Source organism: Gracilibacillus sp. Marseille-QA3620, assembly GCF_054950035.1.
Map to the genome: position 1 here is coordinate 554,497 of NZ_CM143102.1, position 15,507 is coordinate 570,003.

Annotated in this window: 14 protein-coding genes; 8 read left to right on the top strand and 6 right to left on the bottom strand. The window is 43.4% G+C overall.

All coding sequences use genetic code 11. The annotated features are described in order from the left end of the window. Positions 1-26: 26 nt before the first annotated feature. Both ACY8DX_RS02800 and ACY8DX_RS02805 read right to left on the bottom strand, forming a co-directional pair. Positions 27-593 (bottom strand): NADPH-dependent FMN reductase, encoded by a 567-nt coding sequence (locus ACY8DX_RS02800; protein WP_439803129.1) that lies wholly within the window; start codon positions 591-593, stop codon positions 27-29. Positions 594-605: 12 nt separating this feature from the next. Further along, positions 606-1,664, bottom strand: a complete 1,059-nt coding sequence (locus ACY8DX_RS02805; RefSeq protein WP_049672206.1) for an LLM class flavin-dependent oxidoreductase — start codon at positions 1,662-1,664, stop codon at positions 606-608. A 143-nt stretch (positions 1,665-1,807) separates the two neighbouring features. Between ACY8DX_RS02805 and ACY8DX_RS02810 the strand changes: the two genes are divergently transcribed. From ACY8DX_RS02810 to ACY8DX_RS02830, 5 genes are all read left to right on the top strand, one after another. After that, positions 1,808-2,167: a winged helix-turn-helix transcriptional regulator gene (locus ACY8DX_RS02810; protein WP_049672205.1), complete on the top strand. Its 360-nt coding sequence runs from the start codon at positions 1,808-1,810 to the stop codon at positions 2,165-2,167. A gap of 239 nt (positions 2,168-2,406) precedes the next feature. Continuing rightward, positions 2,407-2,859: a MarR family winged helix-turn-helix transcriptional regulator gene (locus ACY8DX_RS02815; RefSeq protein ID WP_049672204.1), complete on the top strand. Its 453-nt coding sequence runs from the start codon at positions 2,407-2,409 to the stop codon at positions 2,857-2,859. Between the two features lie 19 nt (positions 2,860-2,878). Next, entirely contained in the window at positions 2,879-3,397 is a 519-nt protein-coding gene (locus ACY8DX_RS02820) for a spermidine/spermine N(1)-acetyltransferase (RefSeq protein WP_049672203.1), read from the top strand. A gap of 23 nt (positions 3,398-3,420) precedes the next feature. Further along, positions 3,421-4,032 carry an FMN-binding negative transcriptional regulator gene (locus tag ACY8DX_RS02825; protein WP_049672202.1) on the top strand — a complete coding sequence of 204 codons (612 nt, stop codon included), beginning with the start codon at positions 3,421-3,423 and terminating at the stop codon, positions 4,030-4,032. A 263-nt stretch (positions 4,033-4,295) separates the two neighbouring features. After that, positions 4,296-4,778, top strand: a complete 483-nt coding sequence (locus ACY8DX_RS02830) for a stage III sporulation protein AH (RefSeq protein WP_439803127.1) — start codon at positions 4,296-4,298, stop codon at positions 4,776-4,778. Positions 4,779-4,869: 91 nt separating this feature from the next. On the opposite strand, the gene ACY8DX_RS02835 is transcribed toward ACY8DX_RS02830, so the two are convergent. Further along, positions 4,870-9,243, bottom strand: a complete 4,374-nt coding sequence (locus ACY8DX_RS02835; RefSeq protein WP_049672200.1) for a S8 family serine peptidase — start codon at positions 9,241-9,243, stop codon at positions 4,870-4,872. A 573-nt stretch (positions 9,244-9,816) separates the two neighbouring features. On the opposite strand from ACY8DX_RS02835, the gene ACY8DX_RS02840 reads away from it, so the two are divergent. Together ACY8DX_RS02840 and ACY8DX_RS02845 are read left to right on the top strand one after the other, a co-directional pair. After that, a complete protein-coding gene (locus tag ACY8DX_RS02840) occupies positions 9,817-11,007 on the top strand; it encodes a M20 metallopeptidase family protein (protein WP_049672199.1) in 1,191 nt (396 codons plus the stop codon). A 73-nt stretch (positions 11,008-11,080) separates the two neighbouring features. Continuing rightward, complete coding sequence (locus ACY8DX_RS02845) at positions 11,081-11,413, top strand: HIRAN domain-containing protein (protein WP_049672198.1); 333 nt, start codon at positions 11,081-11,083, stop codon at positions 11,411-11,413. Positions 11,414-11,438: 25 nt separating this feature from the next. Here the strand turns inward: ACY8DX_RS02845 and ACY8DX_RS02850 are convergent, their stop codons facing one another. Together ACY8DX_RS02850 and ACY8DX_RS02855 are read right to left on the bottom strand one after the other, a co-directional pair. Beyond that, complete coding sequence (locus ACY8DX_RS02850; RefSeq protein WP_049672197.1) at positions 11,439-11,876, bottom strand: MarR family winged helix-turn-helix transcriptional regulator; 438 nt, start codon at positions 11,874-11,876, stop codon at positions 11,439-11,441. Between the two features lie 9 nt (positions 11,877-11,885). Further along, positions 11,886-12,377, bottom strand: a complete 492-nt coding sequence (locus tag ACY8DX_RS02855) for a glutathione peroxidase (protein ID WP_439803125.1) — start codon at positions 12,375-12,377, stop codon at positions 11,886-11,888. A gap of 403 nt (positions 12,378-12,780) precedes the next feature. On the opposite strand from ACY8DX_RS02855, the gene ACY8DX_RS02860 reads away from it, so the two are divergent. Further along, positions 12,781-13,947 carry an IS256 family transposase gene (locus ACY8DX_RS02860; protein ID WP_462405874.1) on the top strand — a complete coding sequence of 389 codons (1,167 nt, stop codon included), beginning with the start codon at positions 12,781-12,783 and terminating at the stop codon, positions 13,945-13,947. Positions 13,948-14,269: 322 nt separating this feature from the next. Here the strand turns inward: ACY8DX_RS02860 and tyrS are convergent, their stop codons facing one another. Beyond that, the gene (gene tyrS / locus ACY8DX_RS02865; protein WP_462406170.1) at positions 14,270-15,484 is read right to left on the bottom strand and encodes a tyrosine--tRNA ligase; all 1,215 of its coding nucleotides are present in this window, start codon (positions 15,482-15,484) and stop codon (positions 14,270-14,272) included. Positions 15,485-15,507: the final 23 nt, after the last annotated feature.

Consider the following 15,507-nt stretch of genomic DNA (forward strand, 5'->3'; position numbering starts at 1 on the left):
TTTTTCATAAAGCCGCACGAATTTGGTCAAAAATCGTATTGAGATTCTTGTTCCTCACGAATCTTTGTGAAGGTTTTTGTCAGGATAATCGTATCTTCCACTAATCGTTTTATCCGAAATAACACATCGTCATTGGTTATTTCCTTTTGATAAAAGTCCTTCTCTTCTATGAACACATATGTCTGCACCATTTGCGCTTTCATATAAGCGAGGATTGGTTTTAGCTGCTGTTCTGCAACAAGATAATGCTTTGGTGAGCCAGCAGTCACAATCATGCTGACTACTTTATCCCGAAAAGCTTGAACGGGCAGCAAGTCAAAGATGTTTTTGAGTGTGGCAGGTAAAGATGCCTGAAAGATTGGTGTGCCAATAATGAGTGCATCTGCGTCCATAATGGTTTTGGTGACAAAGCCTGTGTCACCTTCATAATCTAGGTAATTCCGGCCGTCGCTGAACTGAATGTCGTATTCTGCCAAGTCAATTAATGTTACATCAACATCAGGGTATTGTTTCTTTAACAAGGCTACTGTCGTATTTAATGCTGTTAGCGTTTTTGAACCGATTCGAGAACCGGATAATGCAACTACCTTCATGATCATTCCTCCTTATTTCTGGGCTGTGTATTTCCGGATGGCTGGCAAGATTTTAGAGCCAATCAAGTCAATATTTTTTTTGATTTGATCGAACGGCATTCCCCCAAAGTCAATTTGGGCAATATAGCGTTGATGTCCAAACATTTCATGCTGATAGAGAATTTTCTCAATGATTTCTTCGGGGCTGCCAATATTCATGATATTGTGCGGGTCAATTCCTTGAGCAAATAGCTGCTTCGCAAACCCTCTGCCATTTGTTTTCTTCATTCCTTCGTTAATATGTGGATATAATTCTCTTAAGGCTTGCTGTGATGATTCTGATGCATAAAAGAAACCAGCAGTCGCTACCGGCAGTTCGGCTGGATTGAATCCATTGCTTCTTGCTGCCTCACGATAGGCATCAATGGTATTCTTAAATATAGAAGCGGGTCCCCCTAAATGAGCCATGAACATAGGCACACCCGCATAGCCAGCCTTGATGGCACTCGCCGGTGTACCGCCAACAGCACGCCAAATCGGTATTTTTCCTTCCTTTGGCCGCGGGAGAATTTGTGCATTCTTTAAGGGCGCACGGTAGTTTCCACTCCAATTGAGCACTTCTTCCTTATTGATTTGAAGAAGAAGCTCGAATTTCTCCTCAAATAATTCCTCATAATGCCGGATATCATAACCCAATAAATCGAATAAACCTACCCTAGAGGCGCGACCGGCAACAATTTCTGCCCGCCCGTTGGATATTAAATCAATGGTTGCGAAATCCTCATACACGCGTACAGGGTCAGAGGTACTGATGATTGTTGAGGAACTGGCGATTTTAATATTTTTTGTCGCTTGAGCAATGGCGCCGAGAACAACCGAATGAGCCTGCGTTGCAAAATATTCCTGGTGGCTTTCTCCAACACTGAAGAAATCTATTCCTGCTTCATCGGCCAGTTTGGCATATTCAATGATTTCTTGTACACGTTCTTGTGCAGAAATCCTTTCGCCTGTTAGCGGGTTGGGAAGATGATCGCCCAATGTATAAATGCCAAATTCTAATCCTTTAGACGGATCTATTCTGTATTGTTTCATTTAAATCTCACCTTCTCTTAAATTTTCTGATTTCAATATAACTCTTTTGTATCTTCAGTATGAAGGGTATAGGATAATAATGGAAGTACGCACTTTGAAGTGGTATACTATCAAAAATGATACTAAAGGAGAGGACAGTCTTCATGGAGATTGAACCTAAGTTATGCAAGGTCGAAGATGCGCTTGGAATTCTTGTCGGGAAATGGAAGCCAATCATTCTATTGAACTTAATGAAAGAGGGTACCCAACGATTTAGTGAATTGCAGCGGAATCTCCCGGGTATTACTCAAAAAATGCTCACAAAGCAACTCCGCGAATTGGAGGATGAAGATATCATTAAACGTGTTGTTTATCCGCAGGTTCCGCCGAAGGTAGAATATTCTATCACTGAATATGGGAAAACACTTGAACCAATATTAGCGGACATGCATGAATGGGGAATGAAGCATACGCTTCATAAGCAGCAAAGAGCACAGCAAAAAAACACATCAGTTTCTTCCTGAAATCGAAAAGATAATAGATAAGAGAAAAGGCGTGAATCCAAGAGGGGTTGATGCCTTTTTTATGCTTGTCCTTTCAGTAAAATTGTCCTGCTAGATGGGTGAGGGCTAGTGCCGCTATATCTAGAGGGGACATGTCTAACATTGATTTTCTTTATTTTTTATTGCAAATACAATAAAATTGCGGTAAGTTAACGATAGTGAATTATTGTTGCGTTTGCAATAAAAAGAAGGAGCTTATAATGAAAGAAATTCTACGTGAGATTGGTATGATTGCAAGGGCCTTGGATTCCATTAGCAATATTGAATTCAAGGAATTTGATTTAACGAAGGGACAGTATTTGTATGTCGTCCGCATCTGTGAGAATCCAGGAATCATTCAGGAAAAGCTGGCTGAGATGATCAAGGTGGACCGGACGACGGCAGCCCGGGCGATTAAGAAGCTTGAGATGAATGGTTTCATCGAGAAGAGAGATGATTCTCTCAATAAGAAGATCAAAAAGCTTTATCCGACAGAGAAGGGGAATAAGGTCTATCCATTTATTAAACGGGAGAATGACTATTCCAACCGCGTGGCGCTTGCAGGATTTACGGAAGAGGAGATGGAGACCATCCATGACCTGTTGCAAAGAGTCAGGAAGAATGTCGAAGTGGACTGGGAATATGTGAAGAAGGGTAATAAGCGAGATTACTAAGGAGGAGCAGCCATACTGTATGATGATTACGATCAAAAAGTGTACACTCGACGACCTGGATGACCTTCAAGTCATCAGCTATGACACATTCAATGAAACATTTAAGGAGCAGAATTCAGCGGAGAATATGAAGGCCTATTTGGAGAGGGCCTTTACATTAGAGAAATTGGAGAAGGAATTGTCCCATCCATCCTCCCATTTCTTCTTCATCTATATTCACGGGGAGCTTGCTGGTTACTTGAAGGTCAATATGAATGATGCCCAAACAGAGGAGATGGGTGAAGAAGCATTTGAAATTGAACGGATTTATATTAAGCGAGATTATAAGAAGCAGGGTCTCGGCAAGTACTTGCTGAATCTGGCACACGACATGGCTATTACCCATGGGAAGAAAAGCATCTGGCTCGGAGTATGGGAGAAGAATCATCACGCCCTTGCCTTCTATACGAAAATGGGATTTATCCAAGCGGGAGCTCATTCCTTTTTCATGGGAGATGAAGAACAGATAGATTACATTATGGTGAAAGAGCTTCTTTAAATTGACGTAGGTGGTGAATTAGGATGTATGTACCGAAAATGTTTAAAGTTACAAATCAAGAGGACATTTATGCCTTTATCGAAGCAAATTCCTTTGCGACACTTGTCACGATGGAAAAGGGAAAACCGATTGCTACTCATTTGCCAATGGAATTGAAGAAGCAGGGTGAGGATTATTATCTTACCGGGCATCTTGCGTACGGTAACCGTCAGTGGAAAACCTTTGATGGTGAGGTTCTTGCTATTTTTCAAGGACCGGATGCATACATATCTTCTTCTTGGTATGAGCATGAGGAAGTGCCGACATGGAATTATCAAGCCGTGCATGTGTATGGGCAGGCCGTAATACTCGAGAGGGAAGAATTGATCGAAGAACTCAGCCGGATGCTCAAAAAGTACGAGGGAAACCGGGAGAATCCTGTATTGTGGGAGACTCTCTCCCCGGAACTTCTTGAACAGGAGCTGAAGGGAACAGTTGGCTTCAAGATTAAGATCAGCGACATTCATGCAGCCTATAAATTAAGCCAAAACCGAAATCAAAGAGATTTTCAATCTATTATGGAGCGGCTTCGTCATGAGGGGAATTCGAAATCAGCGGAAATCGCTAAAGAGATGGAAAAGAGAGTAATTGATTAGAAGGAATCAAGAGCTGACCTGTACAGCTCTTTTTTATTCCAATATATGGTTGTTTGCTGTGCTATAATTTAAAGAAAAAGGGTTGGGAGAATTTGAGGTTACTAGATGACATAAAAAATATGTTCCTGGATATCGCGGCTGCTGTCCATGGATTTTTCTATGGGTTCATCGTAATTAGTACGACTTCAGTGGTTATTGGATTGATTGTGTATTTTGGAATCGCAGCATATAAGTTCGTTTTTAGTTAGGACGTGGGAGCATTCATGTACTACAGAATAATAGAGGAACCAAAAGAAGATGTCTATCGGCAATTGATTGACCTGGCATTCAAGGTTTCTGATCGGTTTCAGCTGGTATTGAGGAAAGATATAATGTCGAATGTGAAGAGAGCGATGAAGTCTTATGAGCCTATCTTGAGTATGCTTGAGCCCTCCTTGATTGAAAGGAAAGAGGCATCCGAATGGGCGAGTACCATCTTGCTTCGTTCGGATGCTTTTGTCTATGAATACCGCATAACTGATGAAGCAAGAGAAGTGATGGAGTCCTTGTCTGACTCGTTATATGGCTGGATTCAGCCTGATTTGCCAGAAGACTTAGCCTTCCTTAAAGAAGGAAAGGCATGGCTTACGACATCCTCCCATGAAGGATGGTGTGTAATTAGTCCAGAAAATACGCGCAGCAGTAAATGGTTAGTTGAAAAACTTATGACTATAACAGGGCTTAAACTTGAGAAAGTAGAAGACTAACAAGTGATTGGTGATTTGAATTTTTTCTATAAATGAATTGGAAGTAACAGATAAAGGAGCGGGCATGACATGCCCGCTCCTCTTTACTAGCTTATTTTGCTGCGTTGATGTAAAGCAGACCTTCTGCTCGTTCAACGGACTTATTGCCATAATCATCTGTTGCCGTTACTTGAACTGCTGCACCGTTGGCTTTTACGTTCTTCGTGGCTGTGTAGTAGCCGACATAATGGCCAGGTGATGTTTCACGCATTGGCAGTTCGATGGCATTGGCAGATTGCTTAAGGTTCGTAAGTGGAAGAAGGATAGAGAAGGTTGCGTCAAGTCCTTCTTCACTATCAAATTCCACTTTAATGGAATCTCCGCTTTCAAGCTCTCTATCCGCATCAGGCTTCAGATTTTCAAAGACTGGAGCTGTGTATTTCACATCAAGAGTGACTGTTTTCTTGATGCTGTTTCCAGCTTTGTCTTTTGCCTGAACCGTGATTTGGTTGCTTCCCTCATCGAGAAGGATACGCTTGCTGAATTTTCCATCCTTCACTGTAGCTGTTTGACCGTTGACCTTCACCCAATCTAGGTTCTCGTCAGCGACCGTACCTGTCACAGTGACGGTTTCTTTATTATATTTGGTGCCGTCTGCAGGAGATGTGATCGCAAGCTCAGGCTTAGCTTGGTCGAGGATGATGGTAACCGGCTCTGAAGCATCGGTTGAACCGACATCTGTTTTTGCTTTGGCAGTCAGTTCATTTGCGCCGTTATCAAGCTCGACTTCTGCTTTAAAGACTCCCTCGCCATTTGTTTCCGTTTCGACAGCCTTTTCACCGTTTTTGTACAGCTCAATTGCTGTATCAGGTGAGGAAGTGCCTTCAACGCTTACTTTATTCTTATTTGTGTAAGAACCATCAGCAGGAGAAGTGATGACCGGCACCTCCAGCTCATAATTAACTGTTGCGCGAATCATATAGTTTCCTTCTGCCTCAGGAGTTTTGGACCAGGAGCCACTCACATATTGCCAGCTTCGACCTGCTTTTGGTCCGTTTTCATCTGTGCCAAGTCCAGGTGCGTTTGGATTTGGTAATGTTTGTGTGTACACGATGTAGAAGTCGCCTTCAACCATAATGCCATGCTCGGCAAGGTCGACATGTGTCCAAGTACCGTCACGAAGCGCTGTGTGACTGAAAGGACCACCGAGTTTTTGGCCAGGGGCACCATCTGCACCGCTTGCATCATAGACAGATACGTCAAATGCTGTACCGCCAGGATTTGGCCAAGAAGTATCCCAGAAACGGAGAAGGGCACCTGTGACTAAGGCTTGTTTTTCTCCTTCTTTCAAGGACATCTTCACAGCCCAGCCGTTTCCGGCATCATAGAAGGCTCTTGCGTTTTCGGCTGTTCCATCATCATAGCCGATTTCGCCGGCATATCCAATGAATGGTCGAAGATCGAAGTTCGCGGTTGCTGGTTCGCCTTCTTCAATTGTTACGGTTGTTTCTGCACTATAGTAAGAAGGGGCAGTGATTTTCAATGTGTACGTGCCTTCATAAGCTGTAAGTGTGTATTCCCCGTCCTCATTAGTCATAACAGGAGTAACTGCTGCATCCTCGACTAAGTAGATGGTCGCACCTTCAACCGGTTCGCCTGTGCTGCGGTTTGTGACAACACCGCTGACAGTACCTTTCGGTGTTTCTTGCAGGGTGAAGTTCGCCGTAGCTGTGCCTTCATCCTCTACATTGACTGTTCGTGACTGTGATTGATAACCGTATGCCTCAGCCCGTACCGTATATTCCCCAGTTGCATGAGTTAGTTCATAGGAGCCATCTTGAGGGTTGGTGTATACAGAGCGGCCTGTTTCAAGCACATTCACCTTTGCTTGTAATGGAAGAAGCAATGGTAAAGGTGTTTCTTTATCAGGGTCACTGTCTTTTTTGCTATCTTTTGCTTTTACTGGAGTGATTTTGTTCGGATCAACTTTTGTCTTAGCTGTTGCTTTTGTGGTGTCTTCTGTTGTTTTTGTGATACCAAGATTTGCTTTCTTCGCCGGTGCGATTGGTGTAGCAGAGAGTTTAACATCATCTAAATACCAGCCTGCGCGCTGAACAGATCCATCTGTTGTCACGTTAAAGGCAATATAGACACGCTGTCCGGCATATTCGCTCAAGTCTACTTCCCCGTCCACCCATGCGTTGGATAGATCATTATAGCGAGCAACCTGTGTCCAAGTTGAGCCATCTGTTGAAAGGAAAACATGACCGAAATCATAGTTTCTCTCTAGATTGTACCAATGCTTAAATTGAAGGAAGCTATTGCCCTCTGGAAGGTCGATTGGGGGCATTTGCAAGCTCATATTCGCGCTGTTTGCATAGTTTCCAGCAAGGTTGGTCGCATAAACCTTTTCACCGGAGGCAGCTGCGCCTGGTCCTGAGGTTGGAGCTCCCCATTCCCATGAGTTATTCGTGCCGTAGGATCTCCATCCTGTCGGGTTTTGTTCAAAATCTGTTTCGTAGCCGACAGTTATGCCGTTTAGAAGCTCTACTGTGTATGTGCCGGTTTCTTTCGTGTTTCCGCCAAAGTCATTGGCAATGAATTGATACTGTGTTGATTCACCAGTCAATTCACTTCCAGGAATCGTTGCTTCGTATTCGCCGGATTGGTAATCGCCGCTCACGCGTTCGGCGCTCACTTCAGCCCAGCTTCCATCTGCCTTCTTGTATTTCAGTGTTACGTTTGTAACAGAGATATTATCCGTTGCTGTCGCTTTAAGAGCAAGGTCCATTCCTTTGTAAGAGCTTGTAACAGGCTCTGTTTCAATAGCTGGGGCTTGTGTGTCATCCCCTTCCTTTGTTACAGTTCCTTTAATTTTGCCAAGGCCGCTGACAACGGAGGAAACTGCATCAAAAGCATTGACGAGTCCAGCCCCATAGCCATTGTTAGGAGATACAGGATAGGTACTGTCAGTAAGCGGAGTAGCTGTTGTAGATAAGATTTCCTCAAGCTCATCAACAGTTAAGCTGGCATTTGCCTGCTTCAATAAGGCAACGACCCCAGAAATATGCGGTCCTGCCATGGATGTTCCGTTCCATCCGCCTTCATAGGCGCCTCCTGGAACAGATGAGCGGATATTGACACCAGGTGCAGAGATATCCGGCTTAAGCTCACCATAAGGGGATGGTCCTCTTAATGAGAAGCTCGCTAACGCATTATTGATATCAGTCGCACCAGTAGCGTAAGATTCCGGATAGTTAGCTGGATTGGCAACAGATCCTGGGCCGCCCGGGTTAGTTAAAGTTGTGTTCCCGGCGGAGAACTCTGGGAAGATATCTGCACTTTTCCAAGCCTGGACCATTGGACGGAACCATTCATCAAGGCCGGCACCGCCGCCCCAGGAGTTGGTGACTACGTCAGGTGCCATTTCAGGATGGGGATTACCGGCGGCATCTTTCGGTGCCAATACCCATTCTCCGGCTTCTATCAAGTCAGAATCTGTACCTCCGTTTGCTGTGAAGGCTTTAACGGCAATGAACTTAGCGCCCGGGGCTACACCGATTTGGTTCGTGCCATTTGGCTCGGAACCGACCATCGTTCCAATTGTGTGAGTGCCATGATCTAGATCATCATAAGGGGCATTGCGGTTAGCTGAAGTTGCGTCATACCAGTTATATTCATGGGAAGGCTGGTTCGGATTCGCTGGGTCGTATCCACGATATTTCGTCTTCAGGGATGGATGATCCCATTGAACGCCAGTATCAATGCTGGCAACAACCGTTCCGGCACCATCAATGCCCATTTCCCATACGGCAGGCGCGCTGATTTGAGCGATATTCCACTCAACGGAAGATGTTTCAGCTTTTGTTTCCTTAGCTGATTCCTTCGTTGTAACTTTCTTATTTTCAGTTGTTTTTGCTTTTGTCTCGGCTTTGGCTACTGGCTGTATCAGCTGTCTTGTTTCATTTGGGAGGATTTTGTCTACCTCTGGATAAGCCGCAATTTTCTTCATGACCGATTCTGAAGCCGTGACAGCTATCGCATTCACGATATAGAACGATTGAAGATCCTTCGCTTCGCCTGCCTTCACCTGTTCCTCTAAGAATTTATTGACATTCATTTGAGTTTCTTGGGCGGTGGCACGGAGGTTTGTGACTATGCTTGAGCGCTTGGCCAATGATGCCTTAGAAGATGACAGCTTTTGTTTCTTGGCAGCTGCAGTCGCTTCTTTCGCTACTTTAGCAGTATCGACCTGCTCCTTGAATTTGATGATAAAGGAAACTTTATCCTCTTTTTCAAACTGGGTGGAAAGCTTCTTGGAGATTTTTGTCTTACTCTTTTCGGCAATTGTCGAACTAGCCGATGTATTGACTGATTTTGTGGTTGAAGCATAAGATGCGGTTTGTGCCCCTGATGTGAAGATCAGTGCTGGGATGAGAAGTGAAGATAAAAGAATGCCTTGTACCTTTTTTCTTTTTCTGCTCATTATTTCCCCTCCTACTTTTATTGTCGAACGTTCTTAATAACATTCATCACCTCCTATTCATAAGAATGCTTGTTTGCGCTCGTGGTTGTTATATCAACTTTACCTTAATGATTGGGTCGAAGGTTGTCTGTTTTTATCATAATAAAGAGTTGTTCGTTAAAATGAATCCTTTGGAGGAAAGCCGCATGTATATGGGGTTGTCGAAATCAGTACAAAGTCTATGAGTGTCAGGCTAAAAAGCGGAAGAAGGTCATATACCATATAATGTAAAAACAGGGAGAAGGAGTAAAATGAGTATTCCGGCATGTGAGATGGAAGTAAAAGGATTGATATGTGCGAAATAGAGAACATAGGATGACAGCTAACGAATTAGGAAGCAAGCAAAAACTGGGGGGAATAGATGAATAGGAGAGGCAGATAGGCCCAGTTATGTGAATGGATCAGCTCGTTCGTAACAGATAATCAATCCCTAACCAAGAAAGGGATACGACAAAATTCGCCTAAATATGTGGATAAATGAGAGATGCCCAGTGTAAATTATTATTAGAAAATAAAAAGTACAGGAGGGTCTAAATGAACGACTATTTAGCAAAAGCACAAGCCATGAAAGATGAATTAATCAACTATAGGCGGCATATCCACCAAAACCCTGAAGTGGGGGACCATCTTCCGCAAACAACCGCATACGTGATGGAGCGTTTACGGGAATTCGGATACGATCCTGAGGAGATTTGTGACAGCGGAATTGTTGCCTTGGCCGGTAAAAAGGACGGGGGAAAAACATTCATGCTGAGGGCGGATATGGATGCACTCCCGATTACGGAGGAGACTGATTATTCCTTTAAAGCGACGAATGGAAAGATGCATGCATGCGGACATGATGTTCATACGACTATGCTATTAGGAGCGGCTAAGCTATTAAAAGAGCATGAAAATGAGCTTGAAGGAACGGTTAAGCTTATCTTTCAGCCGAACGAGGAAGGCTTCAAGGGAGCAAAACGGATGATTCAGGCAGGTGTTTTGGAAAACCCTAAGGTGGATGCGGCCATGGCCCTGCATGTTCATTCAGGCACACCGACAAATACGGTCCTGTATGGACATGGAACAAGCATTGCCGGCTGCACAATCTTCCGTATTACGGTCAAAGGGGTCGGATGCCATGGGGCGATGCCGGAAACAGGTGTTGATCCGATTAATATCGCCTCGCATATTTATCTCTCCATGCAAGAAATCATTGCTAGAGAAGTGTCTGCTATCCAATCTGCGGTTATCACAGTCGGAAAGTTCCAGGCAGGGAATACGCATAATGTTATCCCTGACCAAGCGGTATTAGAAGGGACCATCCGTTATTTGGATGTAGACATAGGCGATTTTATTCAAAAAAGACTAGAAGAAATTGTCACCTCTACAGCGAAGCTGTTTAGAGGAGAAGCAAACTTTGAGGTCGTGGCATCTGTTCCTCCTTTGAAGAATGATGATGCGCTCGCCGACCAATTGTCCACTTATGTAAAGGATATTGTTGGAGATCAAGCTGTCATTTCCTTTGAAGGCGGAGGAATGGGCTCTGAAGATTTTGCTTCGTACGGGTATAAGGTGCCGAGTGTCTATTTCCTGCTAGGAGCTGGGTCGAAAGAAGAAAATCCTCACTATGGGTTTCCGATGCATCATCCTCAGGTTGAGTTCAACGAGGATATCTTACCGATAGGTGCAGCCATGCATGCCAATGCAGCGACGATGTGGCTCAAATCGAATAAACCCTCATGAAACATTTTCCAAGGGAGAAACGTATATAAATAGAGGAGAAAGTAACAAAAATATACGGTGGGGGAGAATTGTGATGGCAGAGAAATATATTTCGATTGTAGGGGTCAGCCATTACTTTGGCCCGGAGATTTTTAAGGTGGGACAGAAGGTCATTCTGCGAAAAGACCATGATAATAAGCAGGATGATGAAGCGATTCAAGCGGAGCTTCAGACAATCGGCAAGGTCGGATATGTCGCCAATAATTATCAAACGGTTGCCAAAGGAACGCAAAGTGCCGGACGGATTTATGACTCGTTTGATGAGGTATGCGCAGGAGAAGTGGCGTTTATTGTGAAAGACACCGTTATTGCTAAGGTGCTCCCGGAGGAAAAAGTAATAACAGAAGAGGAAAGTAAAGGAGTCTGAAAATGCCATCAGACTCCTTTTTCAATCAAGAGGTTTGCTTAGTCAGTTTGTTCTTAAGCTGTGCCAGTTGCTGCATAAGACCTTCATATTCAGCAAAATCAATCTCACAATTCCCAAACACAACTTCAATTCTTGAAGTGATAAGCGGCTTTTGGTCCCATGCTTTTTGCTCAAGGGAGATAAACACTTTGCGTTCATCAAGCCTTGAGCGTTCCTTCTTCAGCCATCCGTTTGCTTCCATACGGGAAATCATCGGGGTTAATGTACCTGTCCCAAGATTGACGTGCTCGCCTAATTCCTTCATGGTCACATGGTCTTTTTCCCATAAGCTCAGCAATACTAAGTATTGGGGATAGGTTAAACCAAATTTCTTTAAGGCATTTGTATACAATCGCGTAAATTCGCCTGAGACTTCATAGAGGGAGAAGCATAATTGCTTTCTCAGTGTAAAAAACTCTTCCATATCATTCACCTAACGACTTGCATTCTCGATGACACTTCGGATATCTTCTTCAATCTTTTGGGGTTCAGTTGTGGGAGCATAACGCTCAATGACCTCACCCTTTTCATTAACGAGAAATTTGGTGAAATTCCATTTAATCTGCTTACCGAGCAAACCCTTTTGCTGCTGGGTCAGATATTGAAACAGAGGATCAGCCTCATTCCCATTGACCTTGACTTTCGCGAACATCGGAAAGCTTACCCCATAATTCATCTGACAAAATTGTGTCGTCTCTTCAATATCGTCATATTCTTGATTGTTAAATTGATCGCATGGAAACCCAAGGACCTGGAAGCCGTCTTCTTGAAATTTCTCGTGCAGCTCCTGTAAGCCTTTAAATTGGGGGGCCAAGCCGCATTTGCTGGCCGTATTCACGATTAAAAGCGGCTTTCCTTCATACATATCCAGCGGCTGCATTGATCCGTCTGTTTTCTTCACTTGGAAATCATAGACTGTTTTCATGCAAATCCTCCTCCATATAATTGTATCGTGTACGATTTAATTATACAGAAAATGGTCATTCTTACCAAAGGTTACGGTTTGTGATGATAGGGTTACTAGTTGGTTAGTTTGTTAGTTGCGGCGTAGTGAAACGAATTTCGCTCATACGGCTTGTAGTCTGCCCATAGGCTGGTGAATTCGCCCTTAAAGTCAAATCTTTCGCTCTTAAGCCTTATCATTTCGCCCATAAAACAAGAAATGACAAAGATTTCACGATGAATTTAATGCTAACCAAGCTCCTGTAGTCAAAATCATCAGCTTAGGGATTAAGTCCATATAATTGTGTAAAAAAAGAGAGTCATTTTATTCACTCTTGGCAACACTGTTTTCAGCTACGAAAAATTAGTGGAAAAGAGGAATATAAATGACTCAGTTACAGTTTAACCTTGATATGGACATTTTAAAAGAATCCGTTATTAATTCTAATCTAGATACTGTCATTAAATCGGCGGTTGTATTGGTCTTAAACGAGTACATGGAGAAAGAGAGAGATGAGTTCATCCAAGCCTCGGCTTATGAGCGCACCAACCAGCGACGTGATTTTCGAAACGGCTACTATGATCGTGAGTTGACGATGAGTATCGGCAAGCTTGAGTTGAGGGTTCCCAGAACTCGAAGTGGTGACTTCTCCCCTACGGTCTTCGAGAAATATGCTCGTTGTGACCAAGCCTTCATCTTATCCATGCTGGAAATGGTGATCAATGGAGTCTCTACCCGTAAGGTAACACATATCATCGAACAGCTTTGCGGTGAAAGTGTCTCTAAATCATTTGTTTCTTCTCTTACTCAAAAGTTGGATCCCGTTGTGAACGAGTGGGCAAATAGACCATTAAATATGGATACTTATCCTTATCTTTTCGTGGATGCCATGTACATTAAAGTGCGGGAAAACCATCGGGTTGTATCAAAAGCTGTCTATATAGCGACAGCTATAACGGAGAAAAACAAAAGGGAAATCCTCGGCTTGAGCATAGATCATGTGGAAAGCTTCGAAAGTTGGTCGAGATTTTTCCAACAGCTTAAATCTCGTGGTCTCCAATCCCCAAAACTCGTGATTTCCGATGCACATCAGGGTTTACAGAAGGCCATCCAGCGTGAGTTCATTGGGACTAGCTGGCAAAGATGTAATGTCCATTTTAAGCGCAACATAATCGAGAAGCTTCCCAAAAAGAATTCGGAAGAAATACGGAGCATGATCAAGCGAGTATTCGGAGCTGTAAAAATAGAGGATAGCCGGCGTTTCAAGGAGGAATTAATGAAGCAATTTAGTGACGAACCTAAGTATGAAAAGGCCCTGGAAATACTTGATGATGGATATGAAGATACCATCCAATACATGAGTCATCCCGCGAAGATGCATCCTCATATCCGTAGTACAAACTCACTGGAACGACTAAATCAGGAAGTCCGCAGAAGAGAAAAGGTCATACGGATTTTTCCAAACACCCAATCTGCGTTTCGGTTAGTGGGAGCTGTTTTGATGCATTATCAAGAATCTAGCTATGACAAGAAAAAATCTCTTGGTAAATAGGTCTATTTTAAACTTCCATCCATGATGATTTCACAATCAGTGAAGGTAGTCAAAGGAAAGGGCGTCTTTGACAACCTTCACTGATTGTGAGCTAGGGAACCATGGAAGTTTCGCTCAAAAAAATGTAGGGGGAAACAACAAACCAATCAAACTAAGTTAGCGGAAAACAGTTGTTTTAGTAATTTACACAAAATTGAGGACTTGACTAGCTTAGGCTCATTTATCATAAATAATTCCGGATTTTTTTGATAAATGTCCTTCCTTATGACCATCTAGAGCTATTTATCAAAAAAACAGGCAGAGCTTCTCTGCCTGTAATCGATTATTTAATGACTTTCACGAATCGTTTCTTCCCAATCTGAATGACATCCTCGCTGGCAATGGTCTGATTCAATGTTTCAGATGTCAGCTTTTCCCCATTGAGGGAGACGCCGTTTTGCTTCACTAAGCGGAGGAACTCGCTTTTGCTAGTGACAAGTCCATGCTTGATGAGATTCGGGATAACATCTGTGATGGTTTCTTGAGCGTCCTCCAATTGTATGGTCGGAATGTCATCAGGCAGCTCTCTCTTGCGGAAGACCGTCTCGAAGTACTGTCTTGCCTCCTTCATTGTCTTCTCACCGTGGTACAGGGTGGTGATAATCTGAGCGAGCTCAATTTTGATGTCTCGCGGATTTTCCCCATTTTCTAAGCGAGCTTTGATAGATGCTATTTGTTGTGGATGTTCATCTGTCGCTAATTCGAAGTATTTGATAATCAGTGCATCAGGGATTTCCATTACCTTCTTGAACATCACTTCAGGAGCCTCGTTCACACCGATGTAGTTACCTAAGCTTTTGCTCATTTTCTCCTTGCCGTCCAATCCTTCAAGAAGCGGCATGAAAATGGAGATTTGTTTCTCCTGGCCGAAATGTTTTTGCAGCGTACGCCCCATGAGGATATTGAAGGTTTGATCTGTACCGCCGAGTTCAATATCTGCCTTTAATTCCACGGAATCGTATGCTTGCATGAGCGGGTAGAAAAATTCATGGATGCCGATTGGCACCTGACTTTGGTAGCGTTTTTGGAAATCATCTCTTTCCAAAATACGAGCAACCGATGTGGTGGCCGCTAATTTAATGACATCTTCAAAGGTCAATTTCGACAGCCATTCACTATTAAAGCGGACAGTTGTTTTCTCCTGATCAAGCACTTTGAAGATTTGCTCGCAATATGTTTTTGCATTTTCCTTTACAACTTCATCACTGAGCGCAACACGGCCCTTTGCTTTGCCAGTCGGGTCGCCGATGCGGCCGGTGAAATCACCAATCAGGATGACGGCATGGTGGCCTAGATCCTGCATTTGCTTAATCTTGCGAAGGACAACCGCGTGTCCAAGGTGAATGTCCGGAGCAGATGGGTCAAGACCGAGCTTGATTATCAGGGGCTGATTTTCCTTATATGATCGTTCAAGCTTTACGTGTAATTCCTCTCTGTCAACGATGGTGTCTGCGCCTTTTTGAATGATTTCCAATTGTTTTTCAGGTTTTAAAAACATACGAACATCTCCTTGTAATATTA